This window comes from Vibrio sp. TRT 21S02, from assembly GCF_050113675.1.
Classification (GTDB): Bacteria; Pseudomonadota; Gammaproteobacteria; order Enterobacterales; family Vibrionaceae; genus Vibrio.
On the sequence record NZ_JBNJOI010000011.1, the window covers coordinates 143,781 to 166,407 of the forward strand.

18 protein-coding genes and 1 other annotated feature are annotated in these 22,627 nt (G+C 43.4%); of the genes, 7 read left to right on the plus strand and 11 right to left on the minus strand.

Annotated features, from left to right (window positions below):
• Window positions 1-8: 8 nt before the first annotated feature.
• Both btsR and ACQEXU_RS15270 read right to left on the minus strand, forming a co-directional pair.
• Window positions 9-722 (minus strand): two-component system response regulator BtsR, encoded by a 714-nt coding sequence (btsR, locus tag ACQEXU_RS15265; protein ID WP_427011471.1) that lies wholly within the window; start codon window positions 720-722, stop codon window positions 9-11.
• Window positions 723-731: 9 nt separating this feature from the next.
• Window positions 732-2,408, minus strand: a complete 1,677-nt coding sequence (locus tag ACQEXU_RS15270; protein ID WP_427011472.1) for a LytS/YhcK type 5TM receptor domain-containing protein — start codon at window positions 2,406-2,408, stop codon at window positions 732-734.
• Window positions 2,409-2,648: 240 nt separating this feature from the next.
• Here ACQEXU_RS15270 and ACQEXU_RS15275 point away from each other — a divergent pair, with 240 nt between their 5' ends.
• Together ACQEXU_RS15275 and tyrA are read left to right on the plus strand one after the other, a co-directional pair.
• Window positions 2,649-3,725 (plus strand): 3-deoxy-7-phosphoheptulonate synthase, encoded by a 1,077-nt coding sequence (locus ACQEXU_RS15275; RefSeq protein ID WP_427011473.1) that lies wholly within the window; start codon window positions 2,649-2,651, stop codon window positions 3,723-3,725.
• A gap of 8 nt (window positions 3,726-3,733) precedes the next feature.
• Window positions 3,734-4,861, plus strand: a complete 1,128-nt coding sequence (gene tyrA / locus ACQEXU_RS15280; RefSeq protein ID WP_427011474.1) for a bifunctional chorismate mutase/prephenate dehydrogenase — start codon at window positions 3,734-3,736, stop codon at window positions 4,859-4,861.
• Window positions 4,862-4,900: 39 nt separating this feature from the next.
• Here the strand turns inward: tyrA and ACQEXU_RS15285 are convergent, their stop codons facing one another.
• The 3 genes from ACQEXU_RS15285 to ettA all read right to left on the minus strand — a co-directional run bounded on the left by ACQEXU_RS15285 (window position 4,901) and on the right by ettA (window position 8,138).
• The gene (locus ACQEXU_RS15285; protein WP_427011475.1) at window positions 4,901-5,914 is read right to left on the minus strand and encodes a peptidoglycan DD-metalloendopeptidase family protein; all 1,014 of its coding nucleotides are present in this window, start codon (window positions 5,912-5,914) and stop codon (window positions 4,901-4,903) included.
• A gap of 6 nt (window positions 5,915-5,920) precedes the next feature.
• A complete protein-coding gene (locus ACQEXU_RS15290; RefSeq protein WP_427011476.1) occupies window positions 5,921-6,298 on the minus strand; it encodes a PilZ domain-containing protein in 378 nt (125 codons plus the stop codon).
• A 172-nt stretch (window positions 6,299-6,470) separates the two neighbouring features.
• Complete coding sequence (ettA, locus tag ACQEXU_RS15295; RefSeq protein WP_427011477.1) at window positions 6,471-8,138, minus strand: energy-dependent translational throttle protein EttA; 1,668 nt, start codon at window positions 8,136-8,138, stop codon at window positions 6,471-6,473.
• A 265-nt stretch (window positions 8,139-8,403) separates the two neighbouring features.
• Between ettA and sltY the strand changes: the two genes are divergently transcribed.
• Both sltY and trpR read left to right on the plus strand, forming a co-directional pair.
• Window positions 8,404-10,359: a murein transglycosylase gene (gene sltY / locus ACQEXU_RS15300; protein WP_427011478.1), complete on the plus strand. Its 1,956-nt coding sequence runs from the start codon at window positions 8,404-8,406 to the stop codon at window positions 10,357-10,359.
• Window positions 10,360-10,378: 19 nt separating this feature from the next.
• The gene (gene trpR, locus ACQEXU_RS15305; RefSeq protein ID WP_427011479.1) at window positions 10,379-10,675 is read left to right on the plus strand and encodes a trp operon repressor; all 297 of its coding nucleotides are present in this window, start codon (window positions 10,379-10,381) and stop codon (window positions 10,673-10,675) included.
• 34 nt (window positions 10,676-10,709) lie between these two features.
• Here the strand turns inward: trpR and yjjX are convergent, their stop codons facing one another.
• The 6 genes from yjjX to ACQEXU_RS15335 form a co-directional block, all read right to left on the minus strand.
• A complete protein-coding gene (gene yjjX / locus ACQEXU_RS15310; RefSeq protein ID WP_427011480.1) occupies window positions 10,710-11,243 on the minus strand; it encodes an inosine/xanthosine triphosphatase in 534 nt (177 codons plus the stop codon).
• Entirely contained in the window at window positions 11,209-13,554 is a 2,346-nt protein-coding gene (locus ACQEXU_RS15315; RefSeq protein WP_427011481.1) for a putative bifunctional diguanylate cyclase/phosphodiesterase, read from the minus strand. The genes yjjX and ACQEXU_RS15315 overlap by 35 nt, the downstream gene beginning before the upstream one ends.
• A complete protein-coding gene (locus tag ACQEXU_RS15320; protein WP_367988278.1) occupies window positions 13,538-14,611 on the minus strand; it encodes a polyamine ABC transporter substrate-binding protein in 1,074 nt (357 codons plus the stop codon). Before ACQEXU_RS15320 ends, ACQEXU_RS15315 begins: the two co-directional genes overlap by 17 nt.
• Before the next feature lie 136 nt (window positions 14,612-14,747).
• Complete coding sequence (gene pheA, locus ACQEXU_RS15325; protein ID WP_367988279.1) at window positions 14,748-15,926, minus strand: prephenate dehydratase; 1,179 nt, start codon at window positions 15,924-15,926, stop codon at window positions 14,748-14,750.
• Between the two features lie 17 nt (window positions 15,927-15,943).
• Window positions 15,944-16,065, minus strand: a sequence feature (Phe leader region).
• 114 nt (window positions 16,066-16,179) lie between these two features.
• The gene (gene hpf, locus ACQEXU_RS15330; RefSeq protein ID WP_367988280.1) at window positions 16,180-16,503 is read right to left on the minus strand and encodes a ribosome hibernation-promoting factor, HPF/YfiA family; all 324 of its coding nucleotides are present in this window, start codon (window positions 16,501-16,503) and stop codon (window positions 16,180-16,182) included.
• A 400-nt stretch (window positions 16,504-16,903) separates the two neighbouring features.
• Window positions 16,904-17,629 (minus strand): outer membrane protein assembly factor BamD, encoded by a 726-nt coding sequence (locus tag ACQEXU_RS15335; protein ID WP_367988281.1) that lies wholly within the window; start codon window positions 17,627-17,629, stop codon window positions 16,904-16,906.
• Window positions 17,630-17,764: 135 nt separating this feature from the next.
• On the opposite strand from ACQEXU_RS15335, the gene rluD reads away from it, so the two are divergent.
• The 3 genes from rluD to clpB all read left to right on the plus strand — a co-directional run bounded on the left by rluD (window position 17,765) and on the right by clpB (window position 22,142).
• Entirely contained in the window at window positions 17,765-18,742 is a 978-nt protein-coding gene (gene rluD / locus ACQEXU_RS15340; RefSeq protein WP_367988282.1) for a 23S rRNA pseudouridine(1911/1915/1917) synthase RluD, read from the plus strand.
• Between the two features lies 1 nt (window position 18,743).
• On the plus strand, window positions 18,744-19,466 hold the full coding sequence (gene pgeF, locus ACQEXU_RS15345) for a peptidoglycan editing factor PgeF (RefSeq protein ID WP_427011482.1): 723 nt from the start codon (window positions 18,744-18,746) through the stop codon (window positions 19,464-19,466).
• A gap of 102 nt (window positions 19,467-19,568) precedes the next feature.
• On the plus strand, window positions 19,569-22,142 hold the full coding sequence (gene clpB / locus ACQEXU_RS15350) for an ATP-dependent chaperone ClpB (protein ID WP_427011483.1): 2,574 nt from the start codon (window positions 19,569-19,571) through the stop codon (window positions 22,140-22,142).
• Window positions 22,143-22,627 lie beyond the last annotated feature (485 nt).

Below are 22,627 nucleotides of genomic sequence, written 5' to 3' on the forward strand. Positions count from 1 at the left end.
AGGGTGGATTAGTGAAAGCCCAGCATTTCTTTTAAGGTTTTTAGGTAGCGGCGGCTAACCGGAACCTTATGATCGCTGAGTGTGATAATTTCGGCTAAACCATTTTCCAACAGTTTAATTTCTTTAATCGCTTTCACATTAACTAGATATTGGCGATGGCAGCGCACCAATGGCGTTTTTTCTTCCAGAATCTTTAATGTTAGTTGGCTGGTTGCTGTTTGCTCTGTCGTTTGTACGTGTACCCCACTGATATCGCTGTAAGCGCATTCCACTTCTGAGGTAGGAATGATCATAATACGATTGAGGCCAACACAAGGCACTTGATCTAAGGTGGCAGGAGAAAGCACCGTGATGTCGGGTTTCACTTCACTTTTCAGCAGGCGCACCAGTGTTTTCTCTAAACGAGCGGTATCGACAGGCTTTAATAAATAATCAAAGGCATTTTCTTCAAAGGCTTGTATGGCAAATTGGTCGTAAGCCGTGACAAATACCACTTTCGGCATGGTATCAGGGTCTAACATTCCTAAAAGCTCAATGCCCGTAACTTGTGGCATTTGGATATCAAGAAAGACCACATCCGGTTTAAGTTGATTGATTTTCTTTAACCCTTCAATGGCATTTGCCGCTTGATCAAGAACCTCAATCTGGCCGGTTTCTTCGAGCAGTTCAGTGAGCTCTTCGCGCGCAAATAATTCGTCATCAATGACCAGTGCAGAAAGCATGTTATAACCTTAATCCGTTCCTTGGTTGGGGATAATAAAACTCATTTGGGTAAAGCGTTGCGGTGCCACATCGATACAAAGTGCGCTATGGCGACCAAACTGGTTACGTAAGCGTTTATCCACAATTTGCATGCCTAATCCAATGTGGTCTTCGTCTGGTTTGGTGTAACTCCCTGCATTGTCCTCAACAATGATCCGAGTCCCGCCATCAACGTTTTCACTGAAAATACGAATGATGCCACCTTCAAGCCGGTTTGAAATACCGTGTTTAATCGCATTCTCAACCAAGGGCTGTAGTGTAAAGCTTGGCAGATTTCGTTCAAGGATCGAATCATCAATATTGAACTCAACATCAAGACGATCGGTAAATCGGGCTTTTTCGATGGTGAGATAAGCATTTACGTGTGCCAGCTCCTCTTTTAAGGTCACCGTCTCTATATTTTGCTTAAGGTTACTGCGGAAAAATTGTGACAAATGCTGGATGAGTTCTCGAGCCTTGGGAGGATCGCGACGGATGACCGCATTGATGGTGTTCAGTGCATTAAATAGAAAATGTGGATTAACTTGCGCATGTAACAGTTTAATTTCTGCCTGAGACAAAAGGTTTTGCTTTTGTTGGTAGTCACCATACAGGATCTGACTGGAAAGCAGTTGTGCTATCCCTTCTGCCATCGACATATTAATCGTAGAGAATAGTTTTCTTTTTGGCTCATAGAGCTTAATGGTACCGATGACTCGATCACCAGTACGTAAAGGAATGATCAGGGCAGAGCCTAGCTTACACTGAGAGGATATTGAGCATTGATAAGGTTTCTCTTTTCCATCTAGGTAGATGATGTCATTTTTCTGGATGGCGTCTAAGGTGCTTTGAGATGAAATTGGCGTATCGGGTTTATGGTGATCATCACCAATGCCTACGAATGCGAGAATCTTCTCATCATCGGTAATTGAAACCGCACCGACATTAGTCTCCTCATAAATAATACGAGCAATTTTTTCAGCATTTTCAGTGTTAAATCCAGAAGCAAGGATACCGACAGAACGCTCCGCGATATTGAGTGCTCGACGGGAAAACGTGGCTGAATACTCCTCAAAAATAGTTTTTCTATCTTGAAGAATACTCATAAATAGAGCTGCGCCGACAGAGTTAGCAATAATCATTGGGGCAGCGATCGCTGAAACAAGTTCATAAGCTTCATGAAATGGTTTTGCGACAATCAAAATGATCACCATCTGGACAATTTCCGCGACTAATGTAATTGAAAAGACGATGCTGGGATTAAAGAGACTTGCCCCTTTCCCTTTGCGAACGAGATAGGTATGCAGTAATCCACCAATCAGCCCTTCTGCGGTGGTTGAAATAGCACAGGCCACATCGGTAAAGCCGCCAAGTGAGTACCTATGCATACCTCCAGTTAACCCTACAAGGAATCCAACTACGGGCCCCCCAAATAACCCACCCATAACTGCGCCAATGGCCCGGGTATTGGCAATGGCATCATTGATCTGTAAGCCAAAGTAGGTCCCCATGATACAAAAAAGTGAAAATAGGACGTAAATGCTGATCTTATGGCTTAAGCGGCTGGAAATATTCAATAATGGTAAAAAAATTGGGGTCTTACTCAACATGTATGCCAGTACTAAGTACACACACATTTGTTGAAGTAACGAAAGAATCAGATCCATAGTATTCGCTGCATGGGCAATTTGCTCTTGATTTTAGTCGAGTTAATGGTGAGAAAACATGGCTATAACGCCCAAATACAGATAAAGATAAAAAAGAAACGAGTGTAAATTATATTTTACATAGTGTGTATTTTATATTTTACGCTTGCAATGTGAGATTAGATTGTTATTTTATGGTTAAGCGCAAAAGTCAGTCGAGGATGTGACTGGCTGTAATTTAAAATGTACAGGTCGTAAGTTATGCAAAAAAGTGAATTGAGTAATATTAACATCAGTGAAGAGAAAGTTCTGATCACACCTGATGAATTGAAAGCAAAGATCCCATTGCCTGACAATGCTCGCCGCTTTATTCAAGAGTCTCGTCAGACGATTGCAAACATTATTCAGAAAAAAGATCACCGCCTCCTTGTGGTATGTGGTCCTTGTTCTATTCACGATCTTGACGCGGCAAAGGATTATGCGCGTCGCTTGAAAGCGCTCTCTGAGCTGCTCAATGACCAACTTTACATTGTTATGCGCGTTTATTTTGAGAAGCCTCGTACTACCGTTGGCTGGAAAGGATTGATTAACGATCCGCACCTCGATGGCAGCTTTGATATTGAACATGGATTGCATGTTGGCCGCCAATTGCTGGTTGAACTGGCTGAAATGGAGATCCCACTAGCCACCGAAGCTTTAGATCCGATCAGCCCTCAGTACCTTGCTGATACATTTAGCTGGGCTGCCATTGGCGCACGTACAACGGAATCACAAACCCACCGTGAAATGGCCAGTGGTTTATCGATGCCTATCGGCTTTAAGAATGGTACCGATGGCAGTTTGGCGACGGCGATTAATGCGATGCAAGCTGCATCGTCAAGCCATCGCTTTATGGGGATTAACCGTGAAGGTCAGGTAGCGCTTCTTACCACTCAAGGAAACCCTAATGGTCACGTAATCTTACGTGGTGGTAAGCAAACCAACTACGATTCAGTATCTGTTAACGAGTGCGAACAAGAGATGGCGAAGTCTGGCCTTGATGCTTCTTTGATGGTGGATTGTAGTCATGCAAACTCGCGTAAAGATTACCGTCGCCAACCCCTAGTGGCGGAAGATGTATTACATCAAATTCGTGAAGGGAATAAATCCATTATTGGCTTGATGATCGAGAGTCATATCAATGAAGGAAACCAATCTTCAGACATCCCTCTCAATGAAATGCAATATGGCGTATCGATTACCGATGCGTGTATTAATTGGGATTCAACTGAGGCATTATTACGTCATGCGCACTCTGAGTTGGTGCCGTTCTTGGAAGATCGCCTAAAGGGAGAATAGGGAAGTCCATGGCTGTAGAACTGAACGAATTGAGAGATCAGATTGATGCTGTCGATAAACAGATGTTGGATCTGTTGGCTCAACGATTAGCATTGGTTGAAAAAGTGGGGGAAGTGAAGAGCCAGCACGGTTTGCCCATCTATGCCCCTGACCGAGAGGCTGCTATGCTTGCCTCTCGACGTGAGGAAGCGGAGAAGAAAGGCGTTCCGCCACAACTGATTGAAGATATTTTACGTCGAACCATGCGTGAGTCTTACGCCAGTGAAAAAGACTCTGGTTTTAAATGTCTTAACCCAGAGCTGCGTTCTGTCGTGATCATCGGTGGTAATGGTCAATTGGGTGGTTTGTTTGGTCGCATGTTTAAGTTATCTGGCTACCAAGTGAAAGTGTTAGGTAGCAAAGACTGGCATCGTGCTGATGAGATCTTAGATGATGCTGGACTTGTCGTTGTTACGGTTCCTATTCATCTCACTCAAGGAGTGATCGAAAAGCTTGAGCGTTTACCGCAAGATTGTATTTTGTGTGATCTCACCTCAATCAAGTCGAAACCACTGCAAGCAATGATGCAGGTGCATAATGGTCCAGTGGTTGGTTTGCACCCAATGTTTGGTCCTGATGTTCCAAGTTTGGCAAAGCAGGTCATTGTTTACTGCCATGGCCGCGGAGAGCAGCATTACCAATGGTTATTAGAGCAATTTTCGATTTGGGGTGCGAGCTTGTGTCAAATCGATGCGCATGAGCATGATCATGGTATGACACTCATTCAGGCACTGCGTCACTTCACATCCTTTGCTTACGGCTTGCATCTGAGCCGTGAGAACCCAAGCCTCGATAAACTGCTGCAACTCAGTTCCCCGATCTATCGTCTCGAATTAGCGATGGTGGGCCGTCTGTTTGCTCAAGACCCAAACCTTTACGGTGACATCATTCTTGCTTCTGAAGAAAACATTGAAATGATCAAGCGTTTTCACCACTGCTTTGGTGAAGCGTTACAGATCCTAGAAGGTCATGATAAGCAAGCCTTTGTCGATAGCTTTGCGACTGTCAGTGAATGGTTTGGAGATTACTCATCACAATTTATGGCTGAGAGTCAGAACCTACTCAAACAAGCCAATGATTCTATTCATCGCGGGTAACTATAAAGAGCTGCTGCTGCAGCTCTTTTTGTTAGTATCTCAATTTGTGGTTAATCCGGTTTCGGCGGTTGTATCACTTTTTACTGTATCTAAGTTAAGTGGTGGGGTGGTGTTATTGGTTAACGTAACTTGCAGTCGTACCACATCATCTATCATTTTAACTAATGGCCCCCAAGTGACCTTTTTCTCTTTTTCAAACAGTGAGTCAAAGTTATCAGGAGTCCAAGTCATGGTGTTTTCAGGGTTGAGTGGCCGGCCAAGAAAATGCACTTCGTAGTGCAGGTGTGGGCCAGTTGAGTTTCCTGAATTTCCGCAACTTGCGATTTTTTGGCCTTTGCGAACAAATTCTCCTCGGCGTACATGAAACTTCGCTAAGTGGGCATAGGAACTTGTAAAGCCGAACGCATGACGCATGGTGACGTAGTTTCCAAAACCTCCAGTGCTTGGTCGAGCCGATTCAATAACGCCATCAGCGGGCGCGTATATTGCGCTTCCCATATCACAGGTTAAATCAATCCCAGAATGCATACGACGTTGCCCTGAAATAGGATTGATACGGCGACCAAAAGGTGAGGATACGCGGTTATATTCCAACGGGGTGTCGTTTGGGATCATGCGAAACATGGTTGCACGTACTGCAGAATCGATCGCTGCTGCATCAACCCGCTCTTCTAATGAGCGTTCACTATTGCTTTCCTCTGTGTTACTAATCCCAAGGACCGATTCAACATCAAAGACCCGCTTCCCTAAGGTTTGAAGCTGGGTTTGTTTTTCTTCTAACTCAAGAGATAAAGAATGAGCGACGTCCAGTTGCTCGTTGTATTGCTGCTCTAACTCGCTCTTTTGTTGTTCTGTTTGACGTACTTGGTTGAGCAATTGCTGGTAGTCATCTTGCGTATTTTGCTGACTACGCCATGTGGTATAGAGGTAGCTCGCCGCGGTGCAAGTGATCAAAATGATAGAGCTTAGTATGATGAGAGCGGTTTTTCTGGTGATATAAAAAAGCTGCTCTCCATCAGAAGAAGGGATAGAAATCGTTATTTTTCGTGACATATCGCATTAGTTATGGGGAGATTCCCCTAAATCCGATAGGTGTTCTAGCTCACGGTGTAGCAAGCTGTCGTCACCTACGTTGAGTTCTACCAACCGCTTCAAGTGTCCAATACTATTGATATCGATATGATCGATGCTCATTCTTAGTATTCCGTTGGAGCCACTTATCAAGTTGCCAACCAACTGAATAACGACATCACTGTCGGGAAGCGAAAATTCAACATCTACGGTTTGATTAGGGGTCAATTTATCTGCTTGTTCGGACTTTAATAACAGTCCGTGCAGTGATAAATCATTTACTTCTGCGCTAATTGTTGTGCCATTTTGCTGCAAAGTTGCTTGTGCCTGATAAATAATGCGTGAAAAGCGACGTCGTTCAGTCATGGTTATCCCTCATATAGACTTCTAAGAAGCTTAGCAGAATCCAAGTAGCTTCAATGCGTTACCGTTCGCAATTATATTATAGCCCCTAAGAACACAAGCTAGCGTAACCATATAAACCGCAAATAAATAAGGCCGCTAATCATAGCGGCCTTTGTGCAAAATTCAAGCAATACTATTTAGTAATTCGCTTGTACTTGATGCGATGTGGTTCCGCTGCCTGAGGACCAAGAGTCTTCTTCAGCCACTCCATGTATTCAGTATAGTTGCCTTCGTAGAAGTTAACCTGACCTTCATCGCGGTAATCAATGATGTGTGTCGCGATACGGTCAAGGAACCAACGGTCGTGCGAGATAACCATGGCACAGCCAGGGAACTCAAGCAGTGCTTCTTCTAGTGCACGTAGTGTTTCAACATCTAGGTCGTTGGTTGGTTCATCGAGTAGCAATACGTTACCACCAGCTTTAAGCAGTTTGGCAAGATGCACACGGTTACGTTCACCACCAGACAGTTCGCCGATGATTTTCTGTTGATCTGAGCCCTTGAAGTTAAAGCGAGAGCAGTAAGCACGAGCAGGGATTTCAAAGTTGTTGATCTTGATGATGTCAGCGCCTTCAGAAATCTCTTGGAATACGCTGTTCTTATCATTCATTGAGTCACGGAACTGCTCTACAGACGCCAGTTTCACTGTATCACCTAACTCAATCGTGCCTGAATCTGGCTGTTCAGTGCCACTTAGCATTTTGAATAGTGTTGATTTACCTGCACCGTTGGCACCAATGATACCGACGATGGCACCTTTGGGAATGCTAAACGATAGATCGTCAATCAGAACGCGGCCATCGAATGATTTAGTCAGGTTGTTCACTTCGACAACTTTATCACCTAGACGCTCACCTGGTGGGATGAACAGTTCGTTGGTTTCGTTACGTTTCTGATGGTCAGTATTTTGTAGTTCTTCAAAGCGCGCCATACGTGCTTTAGATTTCGCCTGACGACCTTTCGGGTTTTGACGAACCCATTCAAGTTCTTTCTCAATGGTTTTTTGGCGAGCTTTTTCTTGAGATGCTTCTTGCTGTAGACGCGCATCTTTTTGCTCTAGCCAAGAAGTGTAGTTACCTTCCCATGGAATACCTTCACCACGGTCAAGTTCTAAGATCCAACCCGCAGCGTTGTCTAAGAAGTAACGGTCGTGGGTGATTGCCACTACTGTACCAGTGTAGTCAACAAGGAAGCGCTCTAGCCATGCTACAGACTCCGCATCCAAGTGGTTGGTTGGTTCGTCGAGTAGTAGCATGTCAGGTTTTTCCAGAAGCAGACGACAGATAGCAACACGACGACGTTCACCACCTGATAGGTGTCCAATCTTCTGATCCCACTCTGGCAGGCGTAGTGCGTCTGCAGCGCGTTCTAGCGCGTTGTCTAGGTTGTGACCGTCTTTTGCTTGAATCAATGCTTCCAGTTCGCCTTGCTCTTTTGCAAGTGCATCAAAATCGGCACCGTCTTCGGCATAAGCCGCATATACCGCGTCAAGACGCTTAAGTGCATCAGCCACGTCAGCAACCGCTTCTTCAACCACTTCACGAACGGTTTTCGACTCGTCGAGTACTGGCTCCTGAGGGAGGTAACCCACATTAAGGCCCGGTTGTGGACGCGCTTCACCATCAATGTCTGTATCAATGCCAGCCATGATACGTAGTAGCGTTGATTTACCCGCACCGTTCAGACCTAAAACACCGATTTTTGCACCTGGGAAGAAGCTAAGAGAGATGTCTTTCAGAATTTGACGCTTAGGTGGCACGATTTTGCTCACCCGCGACATGGTATATACGTATTCAGCCATTGCCGATCGTTCCTAACAATTGAGTCATAATAAAAGGGCATTCTATACCAAGAAAGCAGGATTTGTTACCACCCAAATGAAAGGTAATCAGGAATGATAAGGTCTATTAATCAATCTCATTGTAACTAATTAATGCTTTTGTCTAGTATGTCACTCCTGTGTGAAATTATGATGATTTAAGATCTTTATCCTTTACTTACCCCATGAGTATGAGCCTTAATGAAAGGTCAAAGTACATCATTCTCAAAAGGACTTATCAGACTTTATGATGCCTTCGTTTTCTTTACTGTCACAGCGCCTACCATCATCATTGCTGACGTTTGCGGTGATGATGAGTGGCAGTACGTATTCTCATTGGGTGCAGGCTTCAGACATTCAACATCAACGTGCTACATACGATAAAGCACAACAACTGTTAGACCAAAAAAAGGTCTCTGAATATAGAAAAATCAGGCCTGAAATAGCGAGTTATCCATTAACACCTTATGTGGATTATCGAGCGTTTTTGGTCGATCTTGGCAGTAAAACGCCAAAACAAGTTAATCGCTTTATTTCAGAACATAAAACGTTTCCTTTTTCTGCACGGATCAGCGCGCCATATCTGAATAAACTGGCAGCTCAAAAACAATGGAAAACGTTACTCGACTTTCAACACGATGAGCCGAAAGGAGAGCGCTATCAATGCTTGTATTACCGAGCGCAGTATCACGCTGGTAGCAAGGAGCTCGCCTTTAAAGGAGCGGAAGATTTATGGTTAAGTGGAAAGAGCGTTTCTTCATCTTGTGATCCGTTGTTTAAGGCATGGAATAACGCCGGACACCAGACTGAAAAGCTTGTGATGGAGCGAATGCTGCTGGCGTTTGAAGCGCGTAACGGTAGCTTAATGAACTACCTGAAAAAACAGTTAAAAAGCCAAAGCTACTTGGATAAAGCAACAACGATGAAGTCGTTGTACAGTAAACCGGAGTCTGTGGTTGCTTTTGCCAAAAAACACCTTGTTACGCCGTTCAATCAAAAGCAAGCCGTTATTGCGATGAAGAAGTTGGCGCGTACCGATGTAGAAAAAGCACAACAAGCGCTCAATCAAGTGGCAAAAACACAAAAGCTGGATGAGAAAGAACGCCAATCGTTAGCGGACTATATTTCTTTCCGTTTGATCAATACCGATTCAGCTTCTTTAGCCAAATGGCGAGATCAAGCTATCTCAACCTCAAAAAATACCGCGTTGATTGAGCGACGAGCTCGATTAGCCATTCAACAGCAAGATTGGAAAGGGCTGCAAAAGTGGATTGCCACTTTACCGCTAGATAAACAGCAGTCCATGCGTTGGCAGTATTGGCTTGGTCGTAGCGAGATTGCGTTAGGCAAAGCCAATCAAGGTAAGAAACGATTGGAAAAGCAGGTTGGTCAGCTGAATTTTTATAGTGTAGCTGCCGCAAAAGAGATCCAGCAATCGATCAATTATTCTTTTGCGTCACTGACGTATAAACCTGAGATGGTAAAGCCGTTTTCAAAAACATTAGCGCGTATTGATGAGCTGATTAAGGTAAACAAGATAGCGGCAGCAAAAAGTGAATGGCGTTGGTTATTACGCAATGTGACTGAAGAGCAATCGGAAATGTTAGCTGCGTATGCGGCTAGTAAACGTTGGCACCATCTGACGGTTACAGCCAGTATTCAAGCTAAAATGTGGGATAACATTGAGATGCGTTTCCCGGTCGCTCATCGCTGGTGGTTTAACTTTTACGGCGATAAACATGATATCGACCCGATCACTTTGATGTCATTAGCGCGTCAGGAAAGTGCATTGGATGTAGAAGCTCGTTCACCAGTAGGTGCGCGCGGTATTATGCAGATCATGCCATCAACAGCCAAATACACAGCTCGTAAATATAAACTCTCATATCAAGGGAGCAATGATCTTTACGAGGTTGGAAAAAATATCGAAATCGGTAGCCAATACCTCAAGAGCTTATTGGAAAAGTACGATAACAATCGAATTTTTGCTTTGGCGGCGTATAATGCAGGGCCACATCGTGTAAAAACTTGGCGCGAGCGTACCCAAGGTAAGCTTGATGCTTACGCATTTATTGAAGCAATCCCATTCAATGAAACCCGTGGTTATGTGCAAAATATATTGATGTTTGAAACATATTATCGCGAGATTTTAGGTGTTGATGGTGCGTTCTTAAATCAGAATGAAGCAAGTGCCAAGTACTGATAAGGAATAGTTTAAATTCATGGCAGCACAACCTGAGTTCCAAGACTGGCAGCAGATCATTGCACTAATAAAACAGAGCGTTGATAAAGAGCAACATGATATGTTATTGACTATGTTGCTCACGCCTGATGAGCGCGACGCACTGGTTGCTAGGGTTAATATCTTTCATGAACTTCTGAAAGGGGAATTGTCCCAGCGTCAGATCAGCCAGTTACTAGGAGTTGGGGTTGCGACGATCACTCGGGGATCTAACGAGCTCAAATCGAAGAGTACCGAAGAAAAAGCCTTGATAGCTGAATTGCTAGAAAAGCATTAAAGAACAAAGGGAGCCTAGGCTCCCTTTGTCATCTCTACAGATTTGCACGGAAATGTTCTGGGTTAATAAAAGGAATAAGGGCTAAGATCAATGCTTGGTGATAGACCGAACTTCGGGTCAATTGATGGTGGGTTAATAACCCAATCGCTCCACCTTTTTGTTTGATATTTTCTGTCGCAAAAACTTCGTCCATGACATCACCAAGCTCATTGGAATCGTTTAGCTTTTCTAATACCTGAGGGGGGAGCATTAAGCTTGAAGATCGTGACTCTCCTCGTACCTTATCTGATTCAATCACCATCCAAGCAAACGTCATGTTGTCCTCAATACCAGCTTCTAGCCCAACATAAAAGTCACCATCTTTTTGAAGCAACTTGGCGTTCTTGACACGATTTAGCGCACCAAGGTGTGTTTCAGTATCACTGAACGGTTGGTCCGCGACTTCGCTGGGAACGCTAACGCCAACAAATTCAAAAGATTGCTCAGGAAAAGTAGTGTTAAAGGCGCTTTCAACCGCCTTTATTTTAGCTGGGTTAAGCGAAGCTACGACGATCTTCTTCACTTTCATGTTCGGCTCCATTATCGAGATTATTAGGGTGAGTGATTTCTTGTAGTGTTAGTGGTTTAGACAAATAGAACCCTTGCATGTAATCACAATCGTTTTCTGCCAGCCAACGATGGATCTCGGCGGACTCTATCCCTTCCGCGGTTACTTTCATCGATTGAGAATGACAAAGCTCAACCAGCGGCTTAATCACTTTTTGATTATTGGTTTTGAGCAGTGCTGAAAGAAACTCACGGTCTAATTTTATTTTCTGTACAGGGTATTCTACCAATTGAGTGATAGAGGTATAGCCAGAGCCAAAATCATCGATCGCCAGTTTGTAACCCATAAGCGATAGTTCGTGCAACAAAGAGTAGCTTTGAGAGTCGGTTGCGAAAGTTTCTGTAATTTCGAAGTCTACCAGATGAGGCACTACTTTATGCTGCTCTGCTGCCGCTTCAATGAACTTGGCCAGTTGAAGTGAATCTAATTCGGCTGATGACAAATTAATTGATAACTGAATTGGGTGTTCATGGGCTTGTTGCAACTGAACAAAATCGTGGAAAGCTTGATTAATCACCCAGCGATCGATTGCACCAAACAATCCGGTTTGTTCCGCAATGGGAATAAATTCACTGGGGGTAACCGTGCCTAGCTTAGGTGAGTGCCATCGCAACAAAGCTTCTACACCAACGACGTTCGTGCCTAATGCATCGAAATAGGGTTGATATAACAGAGAGAACTCATCGTCGAGCCTGCCGCTGCGAAGTGCTCGCTCAATTTGAGCTTTGCGACGGACAACGCTATCAAGCTCTTGAGAGTAATAAGCAACTTGGTTTTTTCCTGCTCGCTTTGCTTGGTACATGGCGGTATCGGCATGTGAAAGTAGGCTGGTTATGTTATCACCATCTTCAGGGTAACATGCAATACCAATGCTGGCGGTGATTGGGAAGTTGCCTAACGGCGAATTATGATTAGCCTGAATAGGCTCTAGTATGGCAGTTGCAAGAGCATCTGCCAGCGCACTTTTGTGGGCCGAAGAGATAAAAATCGCGAATTCATCACCAGACAACCGTGAGGCAAGACATTTAATGCCATGTTTTAACTCATACTCTTTACACAACGAACGAACGTGTTCGGCAAAATTAACCAATAAAGAGTCACCTTGGTGATGACCATACTTATCGTTCACGTATTTAAAGTTATCCAGATCGATATACAAAATCCAAGCATGAAGGTTATTGAGCTTATTTGCCAAAATACGTTTGACGTACATTTGAAATTGATAACGGTTGGCCAATTGGGTCAAGTGATCGTATTCAGCCATTGCTTTCGTTTTTTGATAACTTGAGTTTAGTTCATTGTACATGTCGTAAACACGTGCAGACAAACGACCAATTTCATCTTCACTGGAAAGGCGTTCAATGTTGCTGCGTTTACCGAGTTCGACCAATTGTAGTTGGTGATCAATACGGGCTATTGGGCGAGTGACATGGCGGTATAGAAGCAGTGAAAGTAACAAGACGGTGATCGTTGAAGAGGCGAGATACGATAGCATCAATTCGTGCTCTAAACGGTTGAGCTTTCGTTCCAGCAGATAGCGGGCAGGATCGAGTGTAGCAAACAGTCCGGGCTTGAGCTCTACTGATTGCGTCATACCAGAGCGGATCACCGGATCATCACTAAAAAAGATACTGCTGTCGTTGTCGAGTTCAATAATTCGTCTTAGATCATTAAATTTGTTCAGAGAGAGATGGACTATGATAAAAAACACATCGTCTGTTTCATAGCTGAGTGGGGCTCTTAACGTGTGTTTGTCGAGGATGTCGTAACGAATGAGGGTGGTATCCCCTTGATAGTCATGCGTATAGCCGATATGCGTTTTTTGTTGGCTTTGTGCAAAGACCTGACGGACATAATCGAGAACATTTTGATCTTGCTTGGAAAACGGATCATTGCGGTTATCGGCAAAAAACAACATGTTCATTTGGTTATCAAGAATGGTTACAGCGACGTTATCTTGATTGTTGGTTTGAAGCGTGGCGATGGTGTTTTGTAGGTTATCGAGCACTTCTAGTTCCCGGTACGGGGTGTTGTGCTGGGTAAAATAGTTACCGATGACATCACTCTTTGTGAGCGTTAATGAGTAACTATTCAATAGCGCGCTAGATTGACGAAAATGGCCAGCTAACTTTTCCATTGTTAGCTGTAAATAACTATTTTCTCGCTTGATCAGTGAATCTTTCTGGTTGGTATAAATACTATAACTAGAAAGCGCGGCTCCCAATAGAACGACGGGTGCGACAAGCAGTAGAACTCTAGTGTTGAGCTTCATGACGTTTAAGTATCGTATTAATTATCTTAGCTCTCAGGCTAATATTTTCTGCCGACAAAGGGCTATCAATTTGCCCCTGTTCGACCCTCTCCCTGTTTGGAAACAATGATGCATCATTTAGGTACCATTCTGGCAATAGTTTTAATGCACTTGAATTCGGTGTTGCAGCTTTAACATCTATTGCATTTTTTGCAGCATTAGCGGGATCCATCATAAACTCTATGAATGCTTTCGCTTGTTTTTTGTGACTCGAAGCACTGTTCACTGCTAAGCAATCCACCCAAAGGTAAATTTCGCCTTCAGGAGTGACGAATTGCCACAAATCTTCTTCGAGAAAACGGTTCATCGAGTATTGGTCGCCGCTGTAGGCAAGAGCCATCTTCATTTTATTGGCATTGGTATGGCTGCGGATGTAGCTAAGCACGTATTCGTAGGACAATACGTGTTGGCTAAATTGAGCAAATATAGGGTAGACCGCTTCTATTTCTGAAGTTTTGTCGGTTAATGGCGAAGTGCCCATGCTATAAAAGAAAGGAAGAAAGCTATCAACGCTGTCATTTAGCATGCCAATATGACCACGTAATTCGGCAGGTGGATTGACAAAGTCACTCCAAGTTTTGGGCGGCGTAGTTACGTTGTCTTTTCGATATACCAAACCCACTGTTCCCCAAAAATAAGGTACGGCATACTTCCCGCATGCCTTAAGCCATTTTGACCCATTATGGCTTCGGTTTTTCAGGTCGGAGAGATCTTCGAATTGCCCTAATTTGCCGTAAATCTGAGCCGATATATTATCTAAAACAACAATATCAAAAGGGAGCTCGGTACTGTTCAGCATCAACTGGCTCCGCTGATCATCATTGTCAAAATGAGACTGCGTGAGTGTTGAATTGTTTTGATTCTCCCATTCAGTCATTAAGTCTTGGGAGAGAGTATCTTCCCATAAATAAATACTGAGTCCAGAATCGTGTGCCCGGCTGGAAAACGTTATCAGCCAAATAAGGGCGATGAATAGAGTTTTTTTCATGCCGCCGAGAAGAGTGAAAATCCATTTCATTGTATTTAGGTATTCCAGTTACTAAAACGTTGGTAACCGGAATACCGCGTATGTACATCCTTGCAACGGCAAATGGTAGGGGGATTCGCTATGCATGTCAGCTTGCAATTGGAATTATTTGAGCCAAGTAATGTTATTACTGCAACTTAACTTGTGTTGGCTTAACGTTTTCGCTTGGGTAGCAGCCTAAGACCTTCAAATGTTTCGTGAGCTTGGTTAATTCAGCTAATGCTAATTGCATATCATCAGAATTTAGATGTGCTTCTAAATCGACATAAAACATCTCTTCCCATGGATTCCCCATAATTGGGCGAGACTCTAACTTAGTCATATTGATGCCAAAGCGTTGCAAAACAAGCAATGTTGCGACCAGTGAGCCAGCTTCTTGAGAGGTCGACATGATTAATGTGGTTTTAGCCGGAATTTGTGTCGAAACCTCAACAGGTTTGCGAGCGACAATAATAAAGCGAGTATGGTTCTCTGTTTGATTGGCAATATGGCCTTGAATTGGTTGTAGGCCATACAGTTTTCCGCTAGAAGCATTACCAATAGCCGCGACATCACTTCGATTTAGCTCTTTTACTTTTTTCATTGCATCAGCAGTGCTTGCGCAAGATTCCAGCGTCACCCCTTTTAGGCGGCTAATAAACTCACTGCATTGTTGATGTGGCTGCGGATGTGAGTACAGGGTTTGAAGCTGTTCAATGTGCAATTCAGATGTTGCGAGTAAGCAATGTTCAATCGGAAGAGTTAACTCACCGACAATGTATAACGTGGTGTGCTGGAGCAAGTCATACACCTCATTGATAGAACCAGAGCTGGTATTTTCAATTGGCAGCACACCATAATCAGCATGACCCGCTTCGACGGTATTGGTGACCTCTTTAAAGTGCTCACAGTTTAACTCAACCAGCTCCATATTTTTGCGGCTGAAGTATTCACGACTGGCTAAGTGCGAATATGAGCCCTTAGCGCCTAGAAATGCCACTCTTGCTAACGGTTTTCTGCTTAGCTCAGGGTTGGTTAGGTTTTGAAGGTATGATTGCTGTAGCAGTACTGAATCTTCAATGATGGTGTGGAAGAGTTTAGTGATGTATTGGGCATCAAGGTTGTATTTCGTGTGACCATTGTTAATCAGCTTGACTAAAAGCTGTTGTTCCCGCTCTGCATCACGCACGGGTTTAGAGGTTTGAACCTTACTTTTTGCCACTTCAATACTCAACTCACGACGCTCGGAGAGGAGCTTTAACAGCTGATCGTCGAGTTCATTGAGCCGTAGACGAATGTCATCGAGTGAGTATTTTTGTTTGGTCATTCTGGGTTCCTTAAACAATGAAAAAAGCCTCCCGTTTGGGAGGCTTTCTGTTCGTTTTTGACTTTCTTTCTGAAAACGAATTAGCCTCCAAGGTTACTGGAGAAAAAAGAAGTCAAAAAAGAACAGAGTGGGATTTTGCATAGATAATATCTAAATAATGATTTCTTACCCACAATAAGCAAGGGGGGCGGGAGCGTCAAGCAAAAAAATAGCGCCCGATTAGGCGCTACTTTTTGAATCCTCCAGTGGTAGATTATTCTACCTCTTCAACTTCTGGTTTGTCCGCTCGGCGAGCTTCGGACTTATGGCTTAACTTATTCAGTTGACGCTCCAGTTTCTGTTCAACTTCATTAACGGCTGCATAAAGATCTTCATGCACTGCTGAAGCAACAAGTTGTCCTTTGGGTACCGTAATTACAGCTTCAATTTTCTTTTGTTTATTTGGTTCTTCACTGAACGTTGCCTGACAACTGATGATATCAATTTGCCATTTTTCTAACTTCTTAAATTTGCTCTCAATATGAGTGCGGATTGCAGAGGTGATTTCGATTTTTTTGCCAGTGATGTTTACTTTCATAGATTTTTCCTCTGTGTCATCCCTCATGGGTTAACTCCAGATTACTTATTCAGAGATAAAAGAATGTGATCTAGATCACTAAAGTGAGAGGGTTTTTATTGATGAAATTTTATTGTGATCAATCGCAAAGAGTCCTTATTTTTTTGCTAAAAAAAGCTTGTACTCAAAGCAAAAGTCATTAGATTTGAAAGGGTAGCTTGCTAAAAAACTTCCACTTTTTAGGGACTTTTTACAGCCTGATAAAAGTGCCTGTCTAATCTTTGCCCACCCTCATTTTGTGAATTAAATTCCGAAAATTCCTTTATTGTTTTCTAACAAACGCTGTTTTGAAATGCGTTGGATCATTAGCATAAAAAAAACCGCTCAGAGTGAGCGGCTTTAATTGTTAGATGTAGTGCGGTTAAATTGGATTTAGTTCCATTAAAGCTTTAGTGCGTTCTATCGCATCTTCCAATTTGAGCTGTTTATAAGCTTCAAGTTGAATTTCTAAAGACTTACGTGCAGCTTCTGTATTGGGATACGTTTTTTGCAGCTCTTGTGTACGATTGATTGCTGCAATCCAAGCTTCCCTACGTAGATAGAAGTCCGCCGTAGCAAGATCATATTCTGCAAGGCGATTCTTTAGCGCATACATACGTTTTTGAGCGTCTTCTGCATAAGGACTCGTTGGGTAACGTTCAAGTAACTTCTTAAAGTCGGCAAAAGCCGCTTTGACTGGCTCTGGATCGCGATCGCTACGATCAACACTAAAGAGGTCATGCATAAAGTTTCTATCCTGAGCCATGTGCGTTAATCCACGCATGTATAGTACCCAGTCTAACTTTCCATGAGTCGGGTTTAAACGCATAAAGCGTTCAATCGTGGCTAACCCGAGTGCTAAGTCATCATTTTTATAATACGCATAGATAAGATCTAGCTGTACTTGTTCAGAGTAAGCACCAAATGGGTAGCGTGAGTCGAGCGCTTCCAGTCTTTCGATAGCGGTTAACCAGTTACCACTTTGCAGGGAGGTCTGTGCTTCGGCATACAGCTCAGAAGGCGGTACATCCGGAACAATCTCTTCACTGCTAGAGCAGCCAACCAATAATGATAGTACCAATAAGCCAGATAAAGTGTGCTGTTTCATGTCAGGCGTCGATCCCTTGAGATAAATATTTCTTTCGCTTCCGTTACATTCTCGTTGGTAACGGATACAATGATGCAATGCATTATTTTTCCACAGTAGTGAGCATTAGTCTCACAGTTTTTGAAAAAGTTCGATATGGCTCAGCAGATTGAATTAACGAATACCGTAAAAGATAGCCAACTAGGTCAACGTTTAGACCAGGCTATTGCCGAGTTGTTTGCCGATTTTTCTCGTTCACGACTAAAAGAATGGTTGTTGGATGGGAAGGTTCAGGTGGATGGCAATGTAATAACAAAGCCTCGTACCAAAGTCATGGGAGGAGAGCTGATCACACTTCAAGCAGAGCTTGAAGATGAAGAGCGTTGGGAAGCTCAAGATATTCCACTTGATATCGTTTATGAAGACGATGACATCATTGTCATTAATAAACCGCGTGATTTTGTGGTTCACCCAGGAGCTGGGACACCGGATGGGACGGTATTGAATGCATTGTTGCATCATTTCCCTGCCATTGCAGAAGTGCCTCGTGCTGGTATTGTTCACCGATTGGATAAAGACACGACGGGCTTAATGGTTGTGGCAAAGACCGTTCCTGCGCAAACGCGTTTAGTTCGTTCGCTGCAAAAACGTAAGATCACGCGTGAGTATGAAGCGATTGCTATTGGTCGTATGACCGCTGGTGGCCGTGTTGAACAGCCAATTGGGCGTCATTCAACAAAACGTACGCTAATGGCCGTTAGTCCTATGGGGAAACCTGCGGTAACGCATTATCGTGTGGCAGAGCATTTCCGCGAACACACTCGAATTCGTTTACGACTAGAAACAGGTCGTACTCACCAAATCCGTGTGCATATGTCCTACTTGCAACATCCATTGCTTGGGGATATCGCTTATGGCGGTCGAGCTCGCATTCCATCTGGAGCAACTGAAGAGTTAACCGCAATGATCCGCAACTTTGACCGTCAAGCCCTGCATGCTGTCATGTTAAGGTTTGAGCATCCGGTCACAGGGGAGGAGTTAGAATTTCATGCTCCAGTACCTGAAGATATGGTCGAGATGTCTGAAGCGTTACGTCAAGACGCACAAGAGCACGGTTTAGAAGAAGAGTTTTAACATGGATAAAGTTGTTCCCAACTGGCCAGCGCCGAAAAATGTCAAAGCGTTTAGTTCTACACGACTTGATGGTTTTTCAACAGGTGTATATCAAGGATTAAACCTTGGTGCGCATGTTGGGGATGATTTATCGATTGTTCAAAGTAACCGCGACTGGTTGCAGGAACAATCGGAGATGCCTTCGGCGCCAGTTTGGTTGAATCAAACTCACTCAACCGTTGTTGCAGAACTGGCTTCGACCACTTTAGATGTATTAGATGCCGACGGCGCTTTTACCACTAAACGTGCCGTGGTTTGCTCTGCAATGACGGCAGATTGCTTGCCTGTTTTATTAACCAATAAATCCGGTACGCAAGTTGCGGCCGTTCATGCTGGTTGGCGTGGCCTTGCTAATGGCATTGTTGAAGAAGCGCTGGCTAAGTTTGATGGCGAAGTCATGGCTTGGCTTGGACCCGCTATTGGTGCGAATGCATTTGAAGTAGGAGAAGATGTTCTACACGCTTTTATTAGTGTTCATCCTACGGCTATTGAAGCGTTTAAACCGATTAAAACAGGCAAATGGCTTGCAGATATGAATATGCTAGCAACGATACATTTAAATCATTGTGGCGTGAGTGATGTTTTTAGCTGTGAGCTATGTACCTTTGAAAACCCAGAGCGTTTTTACTCGTTTCGCCGCGATGGTGTAACTGGCCGACAGGCCACCTTCATTTGGCTAGAATAGCCACGAAATATCTTCTCCCAACCCCTTGAAAATCGTAGACGCCGCAGCCATCTTTCATACTGATTAAAAGATTTTATCTCAGTTGAGTTTAGGAAGGTTGATATGCGTCTTGATCGATTCACTAGTAAATTTCAAATCGCTATCTCTGATGCCCAATCATTGGCGTTAGGTCGCGACCATCAATATATCGAGCCTGTCCATTTAATGGTGGCATTGCTAGACCAAAATGGTAGTCCCATTCGTCCATTGTTAACCATGCTGGACGTTGATGTTACCCACCTACGTTCAAAACTCAGTGAAATCCTAGAGCGTTTACCAAAAGTCTCTGGTATTGGAGGAGATGTTCAACTCTCTAGTGCGATGGGGACACTATTCAACCTTTGTGACAAGGTGGCTCAAAAGCGTCAAGATGCCTACATCTCATCTGAAGTGTTTTTGCTTGCAGCCTTAGAAGACCGTGGCGCTTTAGGTTCTTTGCTTAAAGAACTTGGTCTTACTGAAACAAAAGTAAATGACGCGATTGAGAAAATCCGTGGTGGTCAGAAGGTTAACGATCCTAATGCAGAAGAGATGCGTCAGGCTCTGGAGAAGTTCACGATTGATCTAACCGAACGTGCCGAACAAGGTAAATTGGACCCTGTAATAGGTCGAGATGATGAAATTCGTCGTACTATTCAAGTCTTGCAACGTCGTACCAAAAACAACCCAGTGATTATCGGTGAGCCGGGCGTAGGTAAAACTGCAATTGTTGAAGGATTGGCACAACGTATCATCAATAATGAGGTTCCAGAAGGGCTGCGTGGTCGTAGAGTATTGTCTCTTGATATGGGCGCATTGGTTGCAGGCGCAAAATATCGTGGTGAATTTGAAGAACGTCTCAAATCAGTACTGAATGAACTGTCCAAAGAAGAAGGCAACATCATTCTCTTTATTGATGAATTGCATACGATGGTTGGAGCTGGCAAAGGTGAAGGCTCTATGGACGCGGGCAACATGCTCAAACCAGCACTTGCACGCGGAGAACTTCATTGTGTTGGTGCCACGACTCTTGATGAATATCGACAATACATTGAGAAAGATCCAGCGCTAGAGCGCCGTTTCCAAAAAGTGTTAGTGGATGAACCGACGGTGGAAGATACTGTTGCAATTTTGCGTGGTTTAAAAGAGCGCTATGAGTTGCACCATCACGTGGAAATTACCGATCCTGCGATTGTTGCAGCGGCAAGTTTATCCCATCGCTATGTCTCTGATCGTCAATTACCAGATAAAGCCATTGATTTAATTGATGAAGCGGCATCGAGCATTCGTATGCAAATTGACTCGAAGCCTGAGTCGTTGGATAAATTAGAACGAAAAATCATCCAATTAAAAATCGAGCAACAAGCGCTACATAATGAGCATGATGAAGCGAGTGAAAAGCGTCTTAAATCACTGAACGAAGAATTAAGCGAAAAAGAACGTGAATTTGCAGAGCTTGAAGAGGTTTGGAATGCAGAAAAAGCCGCCTTGTCAGGTACTCAACATATTAAATCCGAGCTAGAACAAGCAAGAATGGATATGGAGTTTGCTCGACGAGCCGGGGATTTAAATCGTATGTCTGAGCTACAGTATGGGCGAATCCCTGAACTTGAAAAGCAACTTGATTTAGCGACTCAAGCTGAAATGCAGGAAATGACGTTACTGCGAAATAAAGTAACGGATGCTGAAATTGCAGAAGTGCTTTCAAAGCAAACTGGGATTCCGGTTTCTAAAATGCTTGAAGCCGAAAAAGAAAAATTGCTTCGCATGGAAGAAGTTCTGCATAAGCGTGTTATTGGCCAAAAAGAAGCGGTAGAAGTAGTTTCGAATGCAATTCGCCGTAGCCGGGCTGGGTTATCTGATCCTAACAAACCGATTGGCTCTTTCTTATTCTTAGGTCCAACAGGTGTGGGCAAAACGGAACTATGTAAAACCCTTGCGAGTTTTATGTTCGACAGTGAAGATGCCATGGTTCGTATCGACATGTCGGAATTTATGGAAAAACATTCTGTCGCCAGATTGGTTGGTGCACCTCCGGGTTATGTCGGTTATGAAGAAGGGGGCTATCTTACCGAAGCTGTCCGTCGTAAACCATATTCAGTCATCTTATTAGATGAAGTAGAGAAAGCGCATCCAGATGTGTTCAACATTTTGCTGCAAGTGTTAGATGACGGACGATTAACTGACGGGCAGGGGCGCACGGTTGATTTTCGTAATACGGTTGTGATCATGACATCGAATCTAGGGTCATCCAAGATACAGGAAAATTTTGCTGCTCTAGATTATCAAGGAATTAAAAATGAAGTGATGGAGGTTGTGACTAAACATTTCCGTCCAGAATTTTTAAACCGTGTTGATGAGAGCGTTGTGTTCCATCCACTAGGCCGTGAACATATTAAGTCAATCGCATCAATTCAGTTATTACGTTTAGCTAACCGTATGGAAGAGCATGGTTTTGAACTTGAAGTATCAGACAAAGCACTTGAGTTAATTGCGCAAGTCGGGTTTGATCCTGTTTATGGTGCACGCCCATTAAAACGTGCAATACAGCAAAGTGTCGAAAACCCACTAGCAAAAGCTATTTTAGCTGGTGAGGTTATGCCTGATAAGAAAGTACAACTGGTGGTTAGTAACGAGCAAGTGATAATACATCAGTAAAACTGAATTGTTTGTGGTTGAAAAAGGAGCGTAGTCGCTCCTTTTTTTATCATCTTGATTAAAAGGTGAACGAACAGTTTGAAAGTGCTGTTTTTTTTGTTTTTTACTATTGTGTTCCCAAAGGAAGTGCCTATAATGCGCCACCGTTGTCACGGGATATCGAACTAACGATAATAAGGCAACAAAGGTCATGAGGATAAAAAAATTAACCTCAAGAGAAATAACGAAAAAGTGTTTGACACTGAATGTTAACTCGCTAAAATGGCCGTCCACTTGAGCGAAGCTCGAATGGAAAGCTCTTTAACAATATAAACCTATCAATCTGTGTGGGCACTCGTTGATGATAATCCAATTAGATACTTCGGTATCAAATTAGGTTTCAATGAAACGAAGTGACCATTGAATCGAAAGATTCAGCACAGTCAATTCAAACATTACTTATGTAATGTTCAGTATTCATTGAGCCGACAAAATCTTAAATTGAA

Excerpts from the sequence above, each read along its gene's own strand:
- ACQEXU_RS15275 (WP_427011473.1), top strand. The coding sequence starts at position 2,649 with ATGCAAAAAAGTGAATTGAGTAATATTAACATCAGTGAAGAGAAAGTT.
- tyrA (WP_427011474.1), top strand. The coding sequence starts at position 3,734 with ATGGCTGTAGAACTGAACGAATTGAGAGATCAGATTGATGCTGTCGAT.
- ettA (WP_427011477.1), bottom strand. The coding sequence starts at position 8,138 with ATGGCTGAATACGTATATACCATGTCGCGGGTGAGCAAAATCGTGCCA.
- ACQEXU_RS15285 (WP_427011475.1), bottom strand. The coding sequence starts at position 5,914 with ATGTCACGAAAAATAACGATTTCTATCCCTTCTTCTGATGGAGAGCAG.
- btsR (WP_427011471.1), bottom strand. The coding sequence starts at position 722 with ATGCTTTCTGCACTGGTCATTGATGACGAATTATTTGCGCGCGAAGAG.
- ACQEXU_RS15270 (WP_427011472.1), bottom strand. The coding sequence starts at position 2,408 with ATGGATCTGATTCTTTCGTTACTTCAACAAATGTGTGTGTACTTAGTA.
- hpf (WP_367988280.1), bottom strand. The coding sequence starts at position 16,503 with ATGAAAGTAAACATCACTGGCAAAAAAATCGAAATCACCTCTGCAATC.
- trpR (WP_427011479.1), top strand. The coding sequence starts at position 10,379 with ATGGCAGCACAACCTGAGTTCCAAGACTGGCAGCAGATCATTGCACTA.
- sltY (WP_427011478.1), top strand. The coding sequence starts at position 8,404 with ATGATGCCTTCGTTTTCTTTACTGTCACAGCGCCTACCATCATCATTG.
- ACQEXU_RS15335 (WP_367988281.1), bottom strand. The coding sequence starts at position 17,629 with ATGAAACAGCACACTTTATCTGGCTTATTGGTACTATCATTATTGGTT.
- pgeF (WP_427011482.1), top strand. The coding sequence starts at position 18,744 with ATGGATAAAGTTGTTCCCAACTGGCCAGCGCCGAAAAATGTCAAAGCG.
- clpB (WP_427011483.1), top strand. The coding sequence starts at position 19,569 with ATGCGTCTTGATCGATTCACTAGTAAATTTCAAATCGCTATCTCTGAT.
- ACQEXU_RS15290 (WP_427011476.1), bottom strand. The coding sequence starts at position 6,298 with ATGACTGAACGACGTCGCTTTTCACGCATTATTTATCAGGCACAAGCA.
- ACQEXU_RS15315 (WP_427011481.1), bottom strand. The coding sequence starts at position 13,554 with ATGAAGCTCAACACTAGAGTTCTACTGCTTGTCGCACCCGTCGTTCTA.
- yjjX (WP_427011480.1), bottom strand. The coding sequence starts at position 11,243 with ATGAAAGTGAAGAAGATCGTCGTAGCTTCGCTTAACCCAGCTAAAATA.
- pheA (WP_367988279.1), bottom strand. The coding sequence starts at position 15,926 with ATGACCAAACAAAAATACTCACTCGATGACATTCGTCTACGGCTCAAT.
- ACQEXU_RS15320 (WP_367988278.1), bottom strand. The coding sequence starts at position 14,611 with ATGAAATGGATTTTCACTCTTCTCGGCGGCATGAAAAAAACTCTATTC.
- rluD (WP_367988282.1), top strand. The coding sequence starts at position 17,765 with ATGGCTCAGCAGATTGAATTAACGAATACCGTAAAAGATAGCCAACTA.